Source organism: Algibacter lectus (assembly GCF_900112395.1).
GTDB lineage: Bacteria > Bacteroidota > Bacteroidia > Flavobacteriales > Flavobacteriaceae > Algibacter > Algibacter lectus.
Genome location: NZ_FOLN01000008.1, coordinates 94,732 through 110,907 on the forward strand (window position 1 = coordinate 94,732; position 16,176 = coordinate 110,907).

The window sequence follows — 16,176 nt, forward strand, 5'->3', positions numbered from 1 at the left end:
GATCTCTGGCGAGAAATATTCCAAAGTATTAATATGAATAGAACTCGGAGTTTACTCTCTGGGTTTACGGTGGCTTTCGCTATTTTGTTATTTGCTATTTTATTTGGTATAGCAAATGGTTTACAAAACACGTTTCAGGAGGCTTTTGGAACCGATGCCAACAATTCTATTATTGTTTATCCAGGAAGAACAACCAAAGCACACAAAGGTTTGCAGGTTGGTAGAAGAATTCAGTTTAAAAATGAAGATCGCGAATTCTTAAAAGAAAAATACGGCGATAAAGTTCAGTTTATAACATCTAAAGTGAATAAAAGTGTTAACGCTTCTTTTAAAGGTGAAAAAAACAATTATCAACTTCGAGGTATTTATCCAGAATACATGTTTATTGAAAACAATGAAATTAAAGAAGGCCGATACATTAATCAAAACGATTTAAAGCATAAAACTAAAGTTGTTGTTATTGGTAAAAAGGTTGAAGATGAATTGTTTTTTAAAGAAACCGCTATTGGAAAATATATTAACCTTAGCGGAATTCAATACAAAGTAGTTGGTGTTTTTACTGATGATGAAGGCGATAGTGAAGAAAGTATCATTTATATGCCAATAACCACCATACAGCGTGTTTATGGTAATAACGATTTGGTAGATTTATTGCATTTAACGTATAACCCAGAAATGAATTCTACCGAGGCCCTTGCTTTTGGAGTTTCTATTGAAAAAAGTTTAAAAGAAAAGTTTGATGTTGCCAGAAGTGATCAACGCGCAATCCGAATTAGGAACATGGCGCAAGGCACACAACAAGTAGATATGATGACAACTAGTTTATCAATTATAATCCTTGTTATTGGTTTCGGAACTTTAATTGCGGGTATTGTTGGTATTAGTAATATCATGATTTTTATTGTTAAAGAACGTACTAAAGAAATTGGTATTCGAAAAGCTTTAGGTGCATCACCAAGATCAATTGTCTCCATCATTTTATTAGAATCTATAATTATCACAGCCATTGCTGGATATGTTGGTTTATTGGTGGGTGTTGGTGTTTTAGAACTCGCCACACCAGTTTTAAAAGACTATTTTATAAAAGATCCAGGAGTAAGTAACAGCTTAGTAGCAGGAGCAACCATAACATTAATAGTTGCGGGAGCCATTGCAGGGTATTTACCAGCAAAAAAAGCATCACAAATTAAGCCTATTGTAGCTTTAAGAAACGATTAACTATGTTTAAATTTTTACTAGAGAAAGATACCTGGCAAGAAGTTTTCGATAGCTTAAGCAAAAACAAACTACGGTCTATTTTAACCATGGTTGGTGTTTGGTGGGGTATTTTATTACTTATTGGTTTACTAGGTTCGGCACGTGGTTTAGAGAATTCTTTTAACGTGTTGTTTGGAGATTTTGCAACAAACAGTGTTTTTGTTTGGGGGCAAAGTACAGGAAAACCTTTTAAAGGTTTTCAAGAAGGTCGAGAGGTGAAGTTATCTTTATCCGATGCTAAAAAAATAGAAGAAAATGTTGAAGGTATCGAGTTTGTACTTCCTAGAAATCAAAGAAGCGCAACGGTTACAAAAAACTTTTTATCTGGTAGTTTTCAAATGGCAGGCGATTATCCGCTTTTAGATAAACTTCAGAAGAAAAAATTAATACACGGCCGTTTTATCAATCAGAATGATATTGATGACAATAAAAAAATTGTAGTCATTTCAGAAGATGCATATAAACAGCTTTATGAAAAAGATGCTGAAGCAATTGGGACGTATTTAATTATTAATGATATCAATTTTAAAGTTGTTGGAATGTTCGATTCTGGTAATGTTAATATGGGGCCATCTACAGATATGCATATTCCGTTTACTACCTATCAGCAAATTTACAATCAAGGCGATCGTATAGGTTGGATGATGATTACCGGAAAGCCAGAATATGATATTAAGCAAATAGAAGAAGATTCTAAACTATTACTTAAAAACTTAAACAATATTCACCCAGAAGATAAACGTGCATTCGGAAGTTTTAATTTAGGAAAAGAGTTTTCTAAAATGACAGGTTTTTTAACTGGGATGCAATTTTTAACATGGTTTGTGGGTATTGCTACATTAATAGCCGGTGTTTTTGCTATTGGTAATATTTTATTAATAACCGTAAAAGAGCGTACTAAAGAAATTGGAGTACGTCGCGCATTAGGTGCAACACCATTCGAAATTAAAAGACAAATAGTTGTTGAGGCTGTGTTTTTAACACTAGTAGCAGGGCTATTTGGTATTATTTCGGGAGGCTTAATTTTAATACTACTCGATTATCTTTTTGGGCAAGGAGCAGATGCTGCCTTGGTAAACGCATCTGTATCTATAGGTGTGGTATTTACAGCCTTATTGATATTAGTAGTTCTAGGGACTTTAATAGGCCTAATTCCAGCAACAAAAGCAACAAGTATTAAACCAATAGAAGCTTTAAGAGAAGAATAAACAATCAAAAAAATGAAAAAAACAGTAAAAATTATTGCAGTAATAGTAATCATCTTACTATTAGCCTTTGTATTAAAGTATTTTAAGGATGCAAATTCTAAAGGTATTGAAGAGTTTAAGGTTGAGTCACCTTTTTACACATCAATTAATACAAAAGCCGTTGCCACAGGGAAATTAAATCCTGAGGAAGAAATTGAATTGAAACCTCAAATTCCTGGTATTGTAGATAAGATTTTAGTTGAAGAAGGAGACAAGGTTAAAAAAGGAGATTTAATTGCTACTATTAGAGTAGTACCAAACGAGCAAAGTTTGGTAAGTGCAAGTAGCCGTATATCATCTACCAAATTGTCTTTTGAGAACGCAAAAGTATTGTACAATAGAAACAAAGCCCTTTTTGAAAAAGGTGTTATTTCTAAGCAAGATTTTGAGAACAGTGAGTTAAGTTACAATCAAGCCAAGGAAACTTACGGACAAGCGCAAAACGATTATCAAATTATTAAGCGTGGTTCTATTTCTGGAGGAAGTTCTGCAAATACTAATATTGTTGCTCAAATCCCTGGTACTATTTTAGAAATACCTGTAAGAGAAGGCGATCAAGTAATTCAAAGTAATAACTTTAATGCAGGAACAACTATCGCAACTATTGCCGATATGAGTTTAATGATTTTTGAAGGTAAAGTTGATGAAGCTGAAGTTGGAAAATTAAAAGAAGGGAAAATAATTAAAGTCGTTTTGGGGGCTATTGCTAACAAAGAATTTCCTGCAAAATTAACCTTTGTTGCACCAAAAGGTATTGAAGAAAACGGAGCGGTACAGTTTACTATTAAGGCCGATGTTGAAATAGATTCTACAACAAATATTAGAGCAGGGTATAGCGCTAATGCGGAAATAGATATTGAAGCTAAAGATAGTGTGTTAGCAATTAGAGAAGCTTTACTACAGTATAACAGAATTACCGAAAAACCTTTTGTTGAAATATTTGAAGGTGATAATAAATACCGTAAAGAAAACGTAGAGTTAGGCTTATCTGATGGTATAAACGTAGAAATACTAGAAGGCGTTAAAGAAGGCGACAAGATTAAAGTATGGAATAAAGCATCAAAAGATAACGAAGATGAGGACGAAGATGAAAATTAAAAACACCAAGTTACAAGGTTTTAAAAGCCTAATCGTTTTAGCTATTTTATGTATTTCGGTATCTTCCTTTTCGCAAGAAAAAATATGGACGTTACAGGAATGTGTTAATCATGCACTAGAACATAATATTACTATAAAGCAGGCTGAAAATTCGCTATTAACAAGCGATCAAGATATAATTGCAGCAAAAGGACAATTTTTGCCATCGCTAAGCGCGAGTACATCTCAGGGTTTAAGTTTAGGAACGTCTTTAGTAGCAGAAGGTATATTTGCCAATAGAACCAGTCATTCTACCAATGTTGGATTAAGTGTTTCTCAAACGGTTTTTAATGGTTTTAGAAATTTAAATAACAAAAAATCGGCGTTGTTAAATCGTGAAACCAATGGGTTAGAGCTTAACAGAATTAAAGATGATATTTCACTTAATGTTGTAAATGCATATTTAAATGTGCTTTTTAATAAAGAAAATTTAGAAACTGCTCAAGCGCAAATACTGTTTAGTGAAAAACAACTAAATCAAGTAAAAAGCTTAGTTGATGCTGGAGTGCAACCTAAAGCTAATATTTACGATGCCGAAGCTACTTTAAGTCGCGACGAACAACAAGTAACTTTAGCCGAAAATAATTTCAACTTAGCATTATTATCATTATCACAACTTTTGCAAGTGCCTTACAATGGTTTTAATGTTGAAATAATTGATATTGATTCACCTTCTGAAGCGGTAATGTACGACAGTGTAGATCCTGTTTTAAATTATGCTTTAGAAAATAGAAATGAAATTAAAATTGCGGAAAAGAATATTGAAAGTGCAGAGTTAAATACCGAAATTTCTAAAGGAGGTTACTTGCCATCGGCATCTTTAAGTTACGGCTTTGGTACCAATGCTTTTTATTCGAATTTAAGTGCTAATGAAGAAGCTTTTTTAGACCAGTTAAATAATAATAAAGGACACAGTTTTAATTTAGGTATTAGTATTCCTATCTTTTCAAGATTTCAAAATAAAACGAATGTTGCAAAATCTAAAATTCAAGAAGATAATTCTAAATTGCGTTTACAACAAGCTAAAATAGATTTAGAGTCTAATATTCAACGTGCTTATACCGACGCACAAGCAGGTTTAAAAGCGTATTTAGCAGCGAAAAAATCTTTAGAATCTCAAACTTTGGCGTTTAATAACTCTAAAGAGCGTTTTGATATTGGTGTACTAACCAATTTTGATTTAGAGCAAGCTCGTGTACAGCTTATAAATGCAGAATCGTCGCTAATTAATGCCAAATACGATTTCGTTTTTAAAACCAAAGTGTTAGATTTTTACATGGGTAAATCGTTAATAAACTAGTTTTCGGTTTAGTTCAATTTTAAATAATAAATTAAGGCTGTCATTTTAAATAAATGATGGCCTTTTTACTTTTTATAGAACAGTAATATTTTTCTAATAATAAAAACAATATTTTTGCAATTCCAATGAAAATGAAAACATGAGTACATTCATATTAAATATAGAAACAGCAACTACAAATTGTTCGGTATCCATTGCTAAAGATGGTGAAACTATTGTTTTAAAAGAAGATAACGATAAAAGTTATTCGCATGCCGAGAGACTTCACGTTTATATAGACTCCGCTTTAAAAGAGGTAGGAATTACAGGAGCCGATTTAAGCGCGATAGCGATTAGCAAAGGTCCTGGGTCTTATACTGGTTTACGTATTGGGGTTTCTACCGCTAAAGGGCTTTGTTTCGCTTTAGATAAGCCATTAATTGCTGTACCAACCTTAGCTGCTTTGGCAAAACAAGCAGCTATGGATCATGGAGTGGTTGTAGCTATGCTAGATGCGCGTCGTATGGAGGTGTATTCTGCTATTTATGATTCTAATTATAATGAGATTAGAGCTACTGAAGCTCAGATTTTAGATGAAAACGCTTTCGCGGAAAATTTACAGAACGGAAAAGTATATTTTATAGGAAATGGTGTTGAAAAAACAAAAACACTTATTACAAACCCTAATGCCATTTTTATTGAAAATAAATTACCATCAGCTAATGAAATGAGTGCATTGGCTTATAAAAAATATCAAAGCAATAATTTTGAAGATGTGGCTTATTTCGAACCTTATTATTTAAAAGATTTTGTGGCTTTGAAGCCTAAGGCGAAAACAAAGTAATACTAATAGAGTTTATTTTTTATAAAAAAAGACCTGATAGCTTAAACTATCAGGTCTTTTTCAATTAGTAAGCTTAAAGGCTTAAGCTTCTTTATGTATTTCAACTTGGTGTGGGTAAGGAATTTCAATTCCAGCCGCATCAAGAGCTTCTTTTACATTTTCAGTAATACCAAAATAAACATCCCAGTAATCTGCAGTTGTACACCATGGTCTAACGGCAAAGTTTATTGAACTATCAGCCAATTCTGATACGTTTACTGTAGGAGCAGGGTTTTGTAATACTTTAGGGTGCGATGTTAATACATCCATAAGTACTTGTTTTGTTTTCTTAATATCAGAGTCGTAACCAACACCGAAAGTTAAATCTACACGACGCGTACCTTCCGTAGAATAGTTAATTATATTTCCGTTAGATAAAGAACCGTTTGGAATAATAATTTCTCTATTAGATAAACCTGTTAATTTTGTAGTAAAAATTTCAATTTCTTTAACAACTCCAATTTCACCTTGAGCTTCAATTAAATCACCAATTTTTATAGGTTTAAAAATCATAAGTAAAACACCTCCAGCAAAATTCCCTAGAGAACCTTGTAAAGCTAAACCAACAGCTAAACCAGCGGCAGCTATAATAGCAGCGAAAGATGTAGTTTCTACACCAACGGTACCAAGAACAACAATAATTAAAATAATTTTTAATGCCCAACCCGAAAGATTTAATAAGAATTTTTGAAGACTTATATCGTAATTTCCTTTAGACATAACCTTTTCGGCTGCCTTCAATATTTTTTTAATAACCCAAGAGCCAATAATCCATATGGCAATGGCACCAATAATTTTAATACCATACTCTGCTGCTAGAGCAATCCATTTTTCTGTGTCAATGTTTTCTAAATCCATAAATTCTTTTGATTTGTTTTTCGCAAAATTAAAAACTAATATGCTGCTTTGTTTACTTTTTTATGATAAAAAATTATTAAATAAATGAAACTAAACTTAATATTGGTGCAATAATTAAAAGGAATAAATTACGCCTAAATAAGTTTAACCTGCTTTGTGAAATTAAGACACATAAACACCTTAAATAGTCACATAAATTAGAAATAAAATTATAAAAACTAAATGTACTCTACTGCAAAAATTATTTTAAGAATGAATGTCAGAGTTTTCTTGTATGTTTTATCCTTTTATTTGGTTAGTAATGTTTTGGCTTCACCTATCTCCGAAACTGGGAGTTTACAAGCTTGATTAACACATACGTAAATAAGAGTTTTATTGGGGTTAAATCTATTTTGTAGTAAAGGCATATTGTTTTCTGTAAGGCTACCTGCTATAAGTTTGTTAGGTATATAACTTTGGTTGAGTTTCTTTATTTTTTCTTTTGCTTTCGGACCAACTACAGCAACTTCGTAAAACGGATTGGAATAATTGAGCATTAAATCGAGCCAGTTGGAGTAGCCAGAAGCATACTCTTGTATTTCCGGTTTTACGTTATTTAACATGTTTTGTGCTGTAGTTTGATAATGTGCATCGTCAAAATAATGAGATAATTTAAACAGGTTTTTAGCCATGATTGAGTTACTTGCCGGAATTACATTGTCTTGATATTCAATACTTCTGGTTACTAAAGAAGCATCACTATTAGAGGTGAAATAAAACATGCTGCTTTGAGCATCATAAAAATAATCGAAAGTATATTTAGTTAATTTTTTTGAGGCATTAAGCCATTTTTCATCTAGAGTGTTTTCATAAAGCGCTAAAAAAGCATCGATAGTTGTGGCGTAATCTTCTAGATAACCATTAATGTTGCTTTGTCCGTTTTTATAATTGTGAAATAAGCCGCCATCCTCTTTTAATTGCGTTTTTAAAATGAAGTTACCGTTTTTTTCCGCGGAAGCGAGATATTCTGGATTTCCAAAAACACGATACGCATCAATGTATCCTTTAAGCATTATAGCATTCCAAGATGTAAGTGTTTTATCGTCTAATCGTGGTTTGTCCCTTTTGTTTCTAGCTTCTAATAGGGTTTGTTTCCAAGTGCTTTTCTTTTCATTTAAAACCTCTAGCGTTATTTTATGTTTTTTAATAATAGTGGCATCATCGTCTTTTCTAATTAACACATAGTTGTTGTGTTCCCAATGGCCAAAGCTATTTATATTGTAATAATCGGCGAACAATTCAAAATCTGTTGTTATTAAGGTTTTGAGTTCATCTTGTGTCCAAACATAAAAGGCGCCTTCTTCAAGTTCGCCTTCGGCATTGTGACTATCGGCATCTAATGAAGAATAAAAAGCACCATTTTCGGCAGTCATGTTTTGTTTTACATACGCTAAGGTTTCTTCAACTACATTTTTATACAGTGTATTATTAGAATTTAAATAAGCATCGGCGTATAAACTGACTAACTGCCCGTTATCGTAAAGCATTTTTTCAAAATGAGGTACATGCCATTTATTATCTACAGAATATCGAGAAAAACCACCACCAATTTGATCAAATATACCTCCATGAGCCATTTTTTGAAGCGTTAGGTTTATGTAGTCTTGTAGTTTTTTATCGTTAGTTTGGTAAGCATAGCGTAGCAGAAAATGATAGTTGTTTGGCATCATAAATTTAGGCGCGTGGTCTAGGCCTCCAAATTTATAATCAAATTGTTTAGACCATTTAGAAACGGCCTCAGCAATAAATTCCGCTTCAAAAACAGGCGCATTGGTATTCACTTCTATAACATCCATTGATTTTATGCCATGTTCTAATTTATCAGCATATTCTTTTAGTTTTTCTGGTTTTTCAATGTATAATTTTGAAATTTGATCTAAAGCATCTAACCATTGTTCTTTTTTAAAATAGGTGCCACCCCAAACAGGTCGGCCATCGGGTAGTGCAATAACATTCATGGGCCAGCCGCCACTTCCTGTCATGAGTTGTACGGCACTCATGTAAACCTGATCCACATCTGGTCGCTCTTCGCGATCTACTTTTATGTTTACAAAGTTTTTATTCATTACTTGTGCCACCAAACTATCTTCAAAGCTTTCTTGTTCCATAACATGGCACCAATGGCAGGCGGCATAACCTACACTTAACAAAATTAATTTGTTTTCGGTTTTGGCTTGTGCTAAAGTTTTATCGTTCCAAGGATTCCAGTTTACGGGATTGTGGGCGTGTTGCAATAAATAAGGACTCGTTTCATGGATTAAAGCATTGGTGTGTTCATGTTCCATTGGTGAGGCGTTTTGACCTTTGCAACCTATGATTAAAGTAAAGAATGCGAGTAGTATAAGGTGTTTCATTTATCAAAGTTAGGGAAATATTGTTAAATCATATCAGGGTTATTTTTCTCAAAATTTAAACATAAAAAAAGCGTTCTATAAAATTTATAGAACGCTTTTTTTTATTTTAAAATGAAATTAGTTCACTTCAAAAGTAATTTTTAAGTTTACCCTAAAGTCTGCCACTTCGCCATCTTTTACACTTGCACTCTGATCTTGCACGTATACCGAACGAATATTTTTAACGCTTTTTGATGCGTGTTTTACTGCTTTTCTAGTTGCATCTTCCCAGCTTTTTTCTGAGTTTGCTAATACTTCAATTACTTTTAATACTGCCATGATATAAAATTTATTTAGTTAAAATAATAGTTACCTCTAAAGATAACTAAAATTAAGACCCTAAATAAATTAAACCGTCACTTTTTTAGCCATTAATAGCTTCTACCATAGCGACTTTGCCTGGTAACATTTCTTTTAACATGTTCTCAATACCACTCTTTAAAGTGTATGTAGACGATGGACAACCACTACAAGCGCCTTGTAAAAGTACGCTTACATTTTTTGTTTCTTCATCATAAGATATAAACTGAATATTACCACCATCACTGGCTACAGCAGGTTTTACGTATTCTTCAAGAATATTTATAATTTCTTTAGATGTATCATCAAGCGTTTCAAAATGTGTATCAACGTGTTCTGTAGATTTTTTTAGAGTTTCCACTGCTTCTGGTAAAACAACTTCTTTTCCATCTTCAATATAACTTCTAATAAATTCACGAAGTTCTAAAGTAATACCATCCCATTCGGCAATATCATATTTTGTAATAGAAACGTAATTTTCATCAAGAAAAACGCTTTTTACAAAAGGAAAATGAAACAACTCGGTAGCCAATGGCGAAAGTTTAGCCTCATCAATAGAAGTGAATTCAAAAAGAGCTGTAACTATTTTTTTGTTAGCAACAAACTTAATAACAGCAGGGTTTGGTGTACTTTCTGCGTAAACAGTAACCGGAACTTTTTTAGGAGCTGCCGATTCTTCCATTACAATACCGTTATCATTTAAATAGGCTTCAATTTGTTCAGCCATTTCATCTTGCACATCGGTCCATTCTACAATACTGTAACGTTCTACAGCAATAAAATTACCAGAAATGTAAACCTTTTTTACAAAGGGTAAATAAAATAATTGTTGTGCTAAAGGCGAACCTTTTGCCTCGTCAATATTATTAAATTCAAAACTTTGGTGCTGTGTAATAAATTGATTTAACTCAAATTTTACTATGCTATCGTTAGATGTTTCTTTAATAGAAACCTTGAAATTACTCATTTTAGCTATTTTTTTACAAAAATACTAAAAGAAAACTTTAGATATCCATATATTTGAGTTTTGTTGCCCAATTGTAGAACTGAACCAAGTATGTAATTACTAGTAAGTTTAAGGCTATAATTTTTTAATAATCAAGGCGTTTATAATAGCAAACATACCTCGTGTACAAGTTATGAGATTAAAATTTAGTTTTATGGTAATTGCAACAATGTTGTTTTCCAACATGGCAACTTCTCAAGAAGGATTACCAATTTATACAGATTATCTAACCGATAATTATTATTTAATTCATCCATCTATGGCAGGAGCCGCAAATTGTGCAAAGCTACGCCTTACAGCTCGCCAACAATGGTTTGGGCAAGAAGATGCTCCAAAATTAATGACCATGAGTGTTAATAGTCGTATTGGCGATACACCATCGGCAGTTGGGGGAATTTTGTACACGGATAAAAACGGATATCACTCGCAAACGGGTGCTTATGCAACTTATGCGCATCACCTTATGTTTTCGCGTTCTCCGGTAGATTTAAATATGCTTTCTTTCGGTTTAAGTGCCGGAATTATTCAGTATAAATTAGATGAAACTTCTTTTCTTTTCGATGGTCCAGATCCAATAATCGATGGTACAGTACAAAGTGAAACTAACTTTAATTTAGATTTTGGTTTTTCTTACCAGTTTTTAGATTATTATGCACACGGTACGGTTAAGAATTTAATTAAAAACTCAGGAGTAAATAGCGACCAAAATATTACAAGTAATTTAAGACGCTACCTGTTTTCTCTAGGAGCTGTTTTTGGTAGTTATGGAAGTACTTGGAGTTACGAGCCATCAATAATGTTTCAATATCGCGATGCTACAAAAGAGGGTGGTATAGATATTAATGCTAAGGCATACAAACAAATGGATTTTGGTAAAATTTGGGGAGGAATTTCATACCGTCAAAGTAGTGATGGCGCGGAATATTTAACCTCTACCAATTCGGTTAAAAGCCAAAAACTACAGCAAATTACACCAATTTTAGGTGTTAATTTTAATGAGTTTATGTTTGCTTACACATACACCTATCAATCAAACTCTTTAGTGTTTACAAATGGTGGTTTTCACCAATTTACGTTAGGTTACAACTTTAATTGTAGAAAAGAAGCTTACCATTGTAACTGTCCGGCAGTTAATTAAAATAAAGACATTACAATTCAATACATAACAACAAATCCCACTAAGTAATTAGTGGGATTTGTTGTTTAATAACTTCTTAGATTGGGCGTGTCAACTCCTAAGGTCGGTGCCGGGCTTTTACTACTCGCTCCCTTCCTTTGGTCGGGGAGCTCAAACAGGCCGTTCAATCCCTCACGCATTATCCGCATCGGTAGTTTACTAAACTATTAATACGGTTTACTTCCAAGTATAATTTTTCTTTTGGGCTTGTGCTTTAATAGCGTTAGTCATAGCATTTTCTAAACCATTATTTCCCTCTGTTTTTTGTTTCGAAATATAAACTTTACGTTTCGCATTAAGTTCTTGTATTTCATTCTGAATATCTTCACGTTCCTTACGTTTTGTGTCAATATAAACTTTAATTTCCTCAGTAGATTTTCCTTTTAATTCTGCTGGTAAAGCATCATCTTTTAAATCCGATATAACAACTTCGTCCATTTCTTCAGCATCTACTAAATCCCAAGATTTGTTTTTGTACAAATGCGAACTTTTACTAACCGATCTACTCACGGCATTTGCTTTACTGTAACCGGCAGCATTTTTATCTTGTTCGGCTTGCATTTCCATTTTGCGTTGCCCTTTAGAACCGTAAGTCACGTAAGTATTATTTAGTTTTTTGTTCAAAATTAAAATAGTATCATCATAAGGCGATGCAATATGTACCGTTTTGGTGTTTTGTTCAATAGCCATATAGTCGCCTTTTGTTAACTGGGCACCAGCTTGCCATTTACTAGAAATACCTTGTCTGTAATTACCGCAAAAAATGGTGTTTACAGTAACATCTTTTTCGTTTGCATTTGTGGTTGCATCTTGGTAATTCACCTTTCCTTGTGTGAAAGCTTCGTTTCCAGCAATAAAAATAAGCTTTAAGTCGTCTGGGTTTTTACCCCAATTTAATTGGTTTAATGAGGTTTGGATAACCTGTCCGCAATATTCTTCACCGCCATTTGTAGTTAAGGAAAATAACTCTTTAGAGATATCATCTAAATCATCACTAAAAGCTAATACTTGTTTTATGTAACCTTCATCTCCGTTTAAATTATCATTGCCATATTCATATAGAGCAATTTGTAAATTTGGCTTGTTTGTTCCGCATTTAGCATAAGATAGCTCGTTTACAATATCCCAAAGTTGAGCTTTAGCCTGATCTATTAAACCGTCCATGCTATTACTGGTGTCTAATAAAAGCGCCACTTTAATGAATTGTTTATTAGGTTCTTTGTCGTTCTTTTCCTTTTCAATTTCGTGCTCAACGGTATGTTCAGTATAAAGTTTAGGTTGTTTTTTATTATTAGCGTTACAAGAGGTGAAACCAATTAATGCAGCGCAAAAGGCGAATGTTTTTAAGTGTGTTTTCATAGTTTTTGTTTTTTAAATGAGAAAGATTTCAATACTGTAAAACTAAATTCAAACCAGTTCATAATAAAACAGTAATGCGTAGCACGGGCATTTCAATGCGTGACATTAACCTTTTAATTAGTAAACGCTACTTTTAGGCTGTTAAAAGGCTATTATTTCTAAAACCATCATTTTATTATACCAAGTAAAGTGCGTAAGTTTATCGTTGTGAAAATTATAATGAATACTTATTTAAAATATATAGCGCTTTTAAGTTTTGTTCTGTTCAGTACGTTCGTGTTGGCACAGAATAACGGTGGATTAAATATTCAGGGTGAAAGATTTACTGTGCGTGGTTCAGTGATTGAAAGTGATACTCGAAATCCAATTCCAGATGTAAACATTGAAGTTAACGGTGGCGGATATGCAACTACCGATATAATGGGCGATTTTAGAATCGAGGTACGTATTGGTGATGAGCTTACCATTCGATACAAAGATTTTGAAACCGTTTATTACACCATAAAAAGTAACGAGCGTATCGAAGTTCAGGTAGAGACTAATAAAGAGAAGCGGACTTTATCTAAGTATAGTAAGCGATTACGAAGTAATCCTGAATCTTTTAAATCGCTTATTGATTCTGCAGATGTCTATTTAAAAAAAGATGCTCGAAAAAGTATTCAATTTATTTCTGAAGCTTTAGTTGAAACCAATTCTGCCAAAGAAAATGGTATTGCTTACGAGTCTTTAGGCGATATTTATTTTTATTGGAAACAGTACGATTTAGCGGTTTCTAATTATAGAATAAGCCTCCAAAGCGCCAACAGTAACGAGGTGTCTTTAAAGCTTGCAAATGCTTATAAACTCAATAAAAACTATCAAGAAAGTATACAAACCTATAAAGCACTCAATAAAAGAGAACTTACCAATTGGCAGTTAGTATCGCTTTACGAAGGTTTGGGCGATGTGTACTTGTTAACTAAAGACTTCAATACATCTATAGATAATTATAAGCAAGGTTTAACCGTGGCTCAAAACCATTTAATAAAACCTAAAGAAACGGATTTAAACTCCAAAATAGCGCAGGCTTACAGTGCAAAAGGAGATGCGGATAAGGCAAAAGGCTTTTTCTATAAGTCATTAAATCTTGCGAATAGTGAAAATAAAAAAAGAGCCGTTTCAGAAAAATTAAAGGTAGCCGATTTTCAAAATGATATAAGCGATTACTCTGAAGAAATTCAACTTAGAAAAGAAGCCTTAAATACTATTAGTGAAATTGAAGCCGATTCTGTTTTCGAAAATGAAAGTCCATTGACACCACAAAAGCAAAATTATAAAATAGGAAATGCTTACGCTTCACAAGGTGATGTTGGTAATGCCATAAGCTACCTAGAAAAAAGTATTGTTGAAGCCGAAAGTAAATCGGATTTAATTGTAAAAAAAGATGCCACTCGAAGATTATCTGAGGTTTATCAAACAGCCGAAGATTACGAGAAATCTTTAAAAGCATTCCAAGATTATGTAGATTTAGTAGATCAGGTTTATGCTAAAAAAGAACAACAAATTTCACAGGCTGCACGTTTTAGTAAGGAGTTGTCGAATAAACAAAATAGAATTACTAGCTTAGAGAGCGATCGCGAATTATCGGAAAGCAAATACCAACTTTCTACAGAGCAAACCAAACGTCAAAAACTTATTATTTATTCATTAATTGGTGGTTTAGCTTTGTTATTACTTGCCGCTTTTTTAATGTTTAAGTATATTAAACAACAACGATTAGCGAATAATTTGTTGGCTTTAAAAAGTTTACGAAGCCAAATGAATCCGCACTTTATTTTTAATGCGCTAAATTCTGTAAATAGTTTTATAGCTTCTAACGACGAACGTACGGCTAATAAATATCTAACCGATTTTTCATTGTTAATGCGTGCTGTTTTAGAAAATAGTGAGCAAGATTTTATTCCTTTGGAAAAAGAAATTAAGCTGTTAGAGTTGTATACTAAACTAGAACATTTTCGATTTAAAGATAAGTTTGATTATACCATTAAAGTGGATAAAAACATCAATGTAAACGATTTTGTAATTCCGCCTATGTTACTTCAACCTTATATAGAAAATGCGGTTTGGCACGGATTGCGTTATAAAAAAACAAAGGGAAATTTAGAAATAGCCATTAATCAATCTAACCCAAATGAAATTACGATAAGTATTATAGATGATGGTATTGGACGCGCACAATCTAAGGCTTTAAAAACCGAGCATCAGCAAAAACAAAATTCAAAAGGGATGGGGAATATTAAAAAACGTGTTTCTATTCTAAATGAGATGTATAAAGATAAAGTTGATGTGTCTATTAGTGATTTTCAAGAGGAAGTCGATACTGGAACAAAAGTTATTGTAACGCTCAAAAAAGATTAAAATAAGCTTGAAGATTATAGCAGAAATTAAATAGTTCTGCTGAAAATATTCAACTTAAAATTCATAGATATGAAATTAACTTCCATAATTGTTGAAGACGAAGAAACCAGTAGAGAAATTCTAAAAAATTATATCAAAAAATACTGTCCAAATGTTGTTGTTTTAGGTGAAGCATCAAACGTGGAAGAGGCTTTGGTTTTAATTCGAAATAACGATTTAGATTTGGTATTTCTAGATGTGGAAATGCCTTATGGTAATGCTTTCGATTTATTGGATAAGGTAGGCGATGTTAATTTTGAAACCGTATTTGTAACAGCTTATAATCATTATGCTATCGAGGCTCTAAATGCTCACGCGAGTTATTATTTAATGAAACCAATTTCTATTGATGAACTTATAAAGGCAGTAGATTATGTTACTGAAATAAGAACTAAGGAAAATGCATTGCAGGATGAAGTGTTGGTACCGAAAACCAATAGTATTAGTGGTAAAATAACGATTCCGCAACTAGATGGGTTCGAAATTCTGAATACAGCAGATATTTTATATTGCAAAGCCGATGATAATTATACTGAAATTTATTTGAACAATAATAAAAAGAAACTAGTTAGTAAAACACTTAAGTATTTTGAGGAAGCGTTAACGGATTCTAGTTTTGCTCGGGTGCATAAATCGTATTTGGTAAATGTAAACGAAGTTGTAAAATACTTAAAAGGAAAGGGCGGAAGTGTTTTACTTAGCAACGGAAAAGAAATTATGGTTTCAGCATCTAAAAAAGCTCAGTTATTATCTTATTTTAAATAGTTTTACAATATTATTTCCGCGAAAGCGTAACCTTAAAAAT

General features: G+C 32.7%; 13 protein-coding genes. 8 read left to right on the forward strand and 5 right to left on the reverse strand.

Features of this window, described 5'->3' with window-relative positions:
- Window positions 1-33: 33 nt before the first annotated feature.
- From BM246_RS14135 to tsaB, 5 genes are all read left to right on the forward strand, one after another.
- Window positions 34-1,218: an ABC transporter permease gene (locus tag BM246_RS14135; RefSeq protein WP_231961864.1), complete on the forward strand. Its 1,185-nt coding sequence runs from the start codon at window positions 34-36 to the stop codon at window positions 1,216-1,218.
- Window positions 1,219-1,220: 2 nt separating this feature from the next.
- Window positions 1,221-2,465, forward strand: coding sequence for an ABC transporter permease (locus BM246_RS14140; protein ID WP_042504355.1), 1,245 nt, complete (start codon window positions 1,221-1,223; stop codon window positions 2,463-2,465).
- 12 nt (window positions 2,466-2,477) lie between these two features.
- Window positions 2,478-3,602 (forward strand): efflux RND transporter periplasmic adaptor subunit, encoded by a 1,125-nt coding sequence (locus BM246_RS14145; protein WP_042504350.1) that lies wholly within the window; start codon window positions 2,478-2,480, stop codon window positions 3,600-3,602.
- Complete coding sequence (locus tag BM246_RS14150) at window positions 3,592-4,941, forward strand: TolC family protein (protein WP_042504348.1); 1,350 nt, start codon at window positions 3,592-3,594, stop codon at window positions 4,939-4,941. Before BM246_RS14145 ends, BM246_RS14150 begins: the two co-directional genes overlap by 11 nt.
- Window positions 4,942-5,080: 139 nt before the next feature.
- Complete coding sequence (gene tsaB / locus BM246_RS14155) at window positions 5,081-5,764, forward strand: tRNA (adenosine(37)-N6)-threonylcarbamoyltransferase complex dimerization subunit type 1 TsaB (protein ID WP_074938784.1); 684 nt, start codon at window positions 5,081-5,083, stop codon at window positions 5,762-5,764.
- Between the two features lie 81 nt (window positions 5,765-5,845).
- Here tsaB and BM246_RS14160 read toward each other — a convergent pair whose 3' ends face one another.
- The 4 genes from BM246_RS14160 to BM246_RS14175 form a co-directional block, all read right to left on the reverse strand.
- Entirely contained in the window at window positions 5,846-6,661 is an 816-nt protein-coding gene (locus tag BM246_RS14160; protein ID WP_074938786.1) for a mechanosensitive ion channel family protein, read from the reverse strand.
- 287 nt (window positions 6,662-6,948) lie between these two features.
- Window positions 6,949-9,054, reverse strand: a complete 2,106-nt coding sequence (locus BM246_RS14165) for a thioredoxin domain-containing protein (protein ID WP_317042985.1) — start codon at window positions 9,052-9,054, stop codon at window positions 6,949-6,951.
- A 117-nt stretch (window positions 9,055-9,171) separates the two neighbouring features.
- Window positions 9,172-9,372 (reverse strand): dodecin family protein, encoded by a 201-nt coding sequence (locus tag BM246_RS14170; RefSeq protein ID WP_042496972.1) that lies wholly within the window; start codon window positions 9,370-9,372, stop codon window positions 9,172-9,174.
- 85 nt (window positions 9,373-9,457) lie between these two features.
- The gene (locus tag BM246_RS14175; RefSeq protein WP_074938790.1) at window positions 9,458-10,360 is read right to left on the reverse strand and encodes a NifU family protein; all 903 of its coding nucleotides are present in this window, start codon (window positions 10,358-10,360) and stop codon (window positions 9,458-9,460) included.
- 172 nt (window positions 10,361-10,532) lie between these two features.
- Here BM246_RS14175 and BM246_RS14180 point away from each other — a divergent pair, with 172 nt between their 5' ends.
- Window positions 10,533-11,537 carry a PorP/SprF family type IX secretion system membrane protein gene (locus BM246_RS14180; RefSeq protein WP_042496974.1) on the forward strand — a complete coding sequence of 335 codons (1,005 nt, stop codon included), beginning with the start codon at window positions 10,533-10,535 and terminating at the stop codon, window positions 11,535-11,537.
- A 216-nt stretch (window positions 11,538-11,753) separates the two neighbouring features.
- Here BM246_RS14180 and BM246_RS14185 read toward each other — a convergent pair whose 3' ends face one another.
- Window positions 11,754-12,935 carry a VWA domain-containing protein gene (locus tag BM246_RS14185; RefSeq protein WP_074938792.1) on the reverse strand — a complete coding sequence of 394 codons (1,182 nt, stop codon included), beginning with the start codon at window positions 12,933-12,935 and terminating at the stop codon, window positions 11,754-11,756.
- A gap of 219 nt (window positions 12,936-13,154) precedes the next feature.
- Between BM246_RS14185 and BM246_RS14190 the strand changes: the two genes are divergently transcribed.
- Together BM246_RS14190 and BM246_RS14195 are read left to right on the forward strand one after the other, a co-directional pair.
- Window positions 13,155-15,332: a tetratricopeptide repeat-containing sensor histidine kinase gene (locus BM246_RS14190; RefSeq protein ID WP_074938794.1), complete on the forward strand. Its 2,178-nt coding sequence runs from the start codon at window positions 13,155-13,157 to the stop codon at window positions 15,330-15,332.
- A gap of 69 nt (window positions 15,333-15,401) precedes the next feature.
- Window positions 15,402-16,136 (forward strand): LytR/AlgR family response regulator transcription factor, encoded by a 735-nt coding sequence (locus BM246_RS14195; RefSeq protein ID WP_042496980.1) that lies wholly within the window; start codon window positions 15,402-15,404, stop codon window positions 16,134-16,136.
- The last annotated feature ends 40 nt before the right edge of the window (window positions 16,137-16,176 follow it).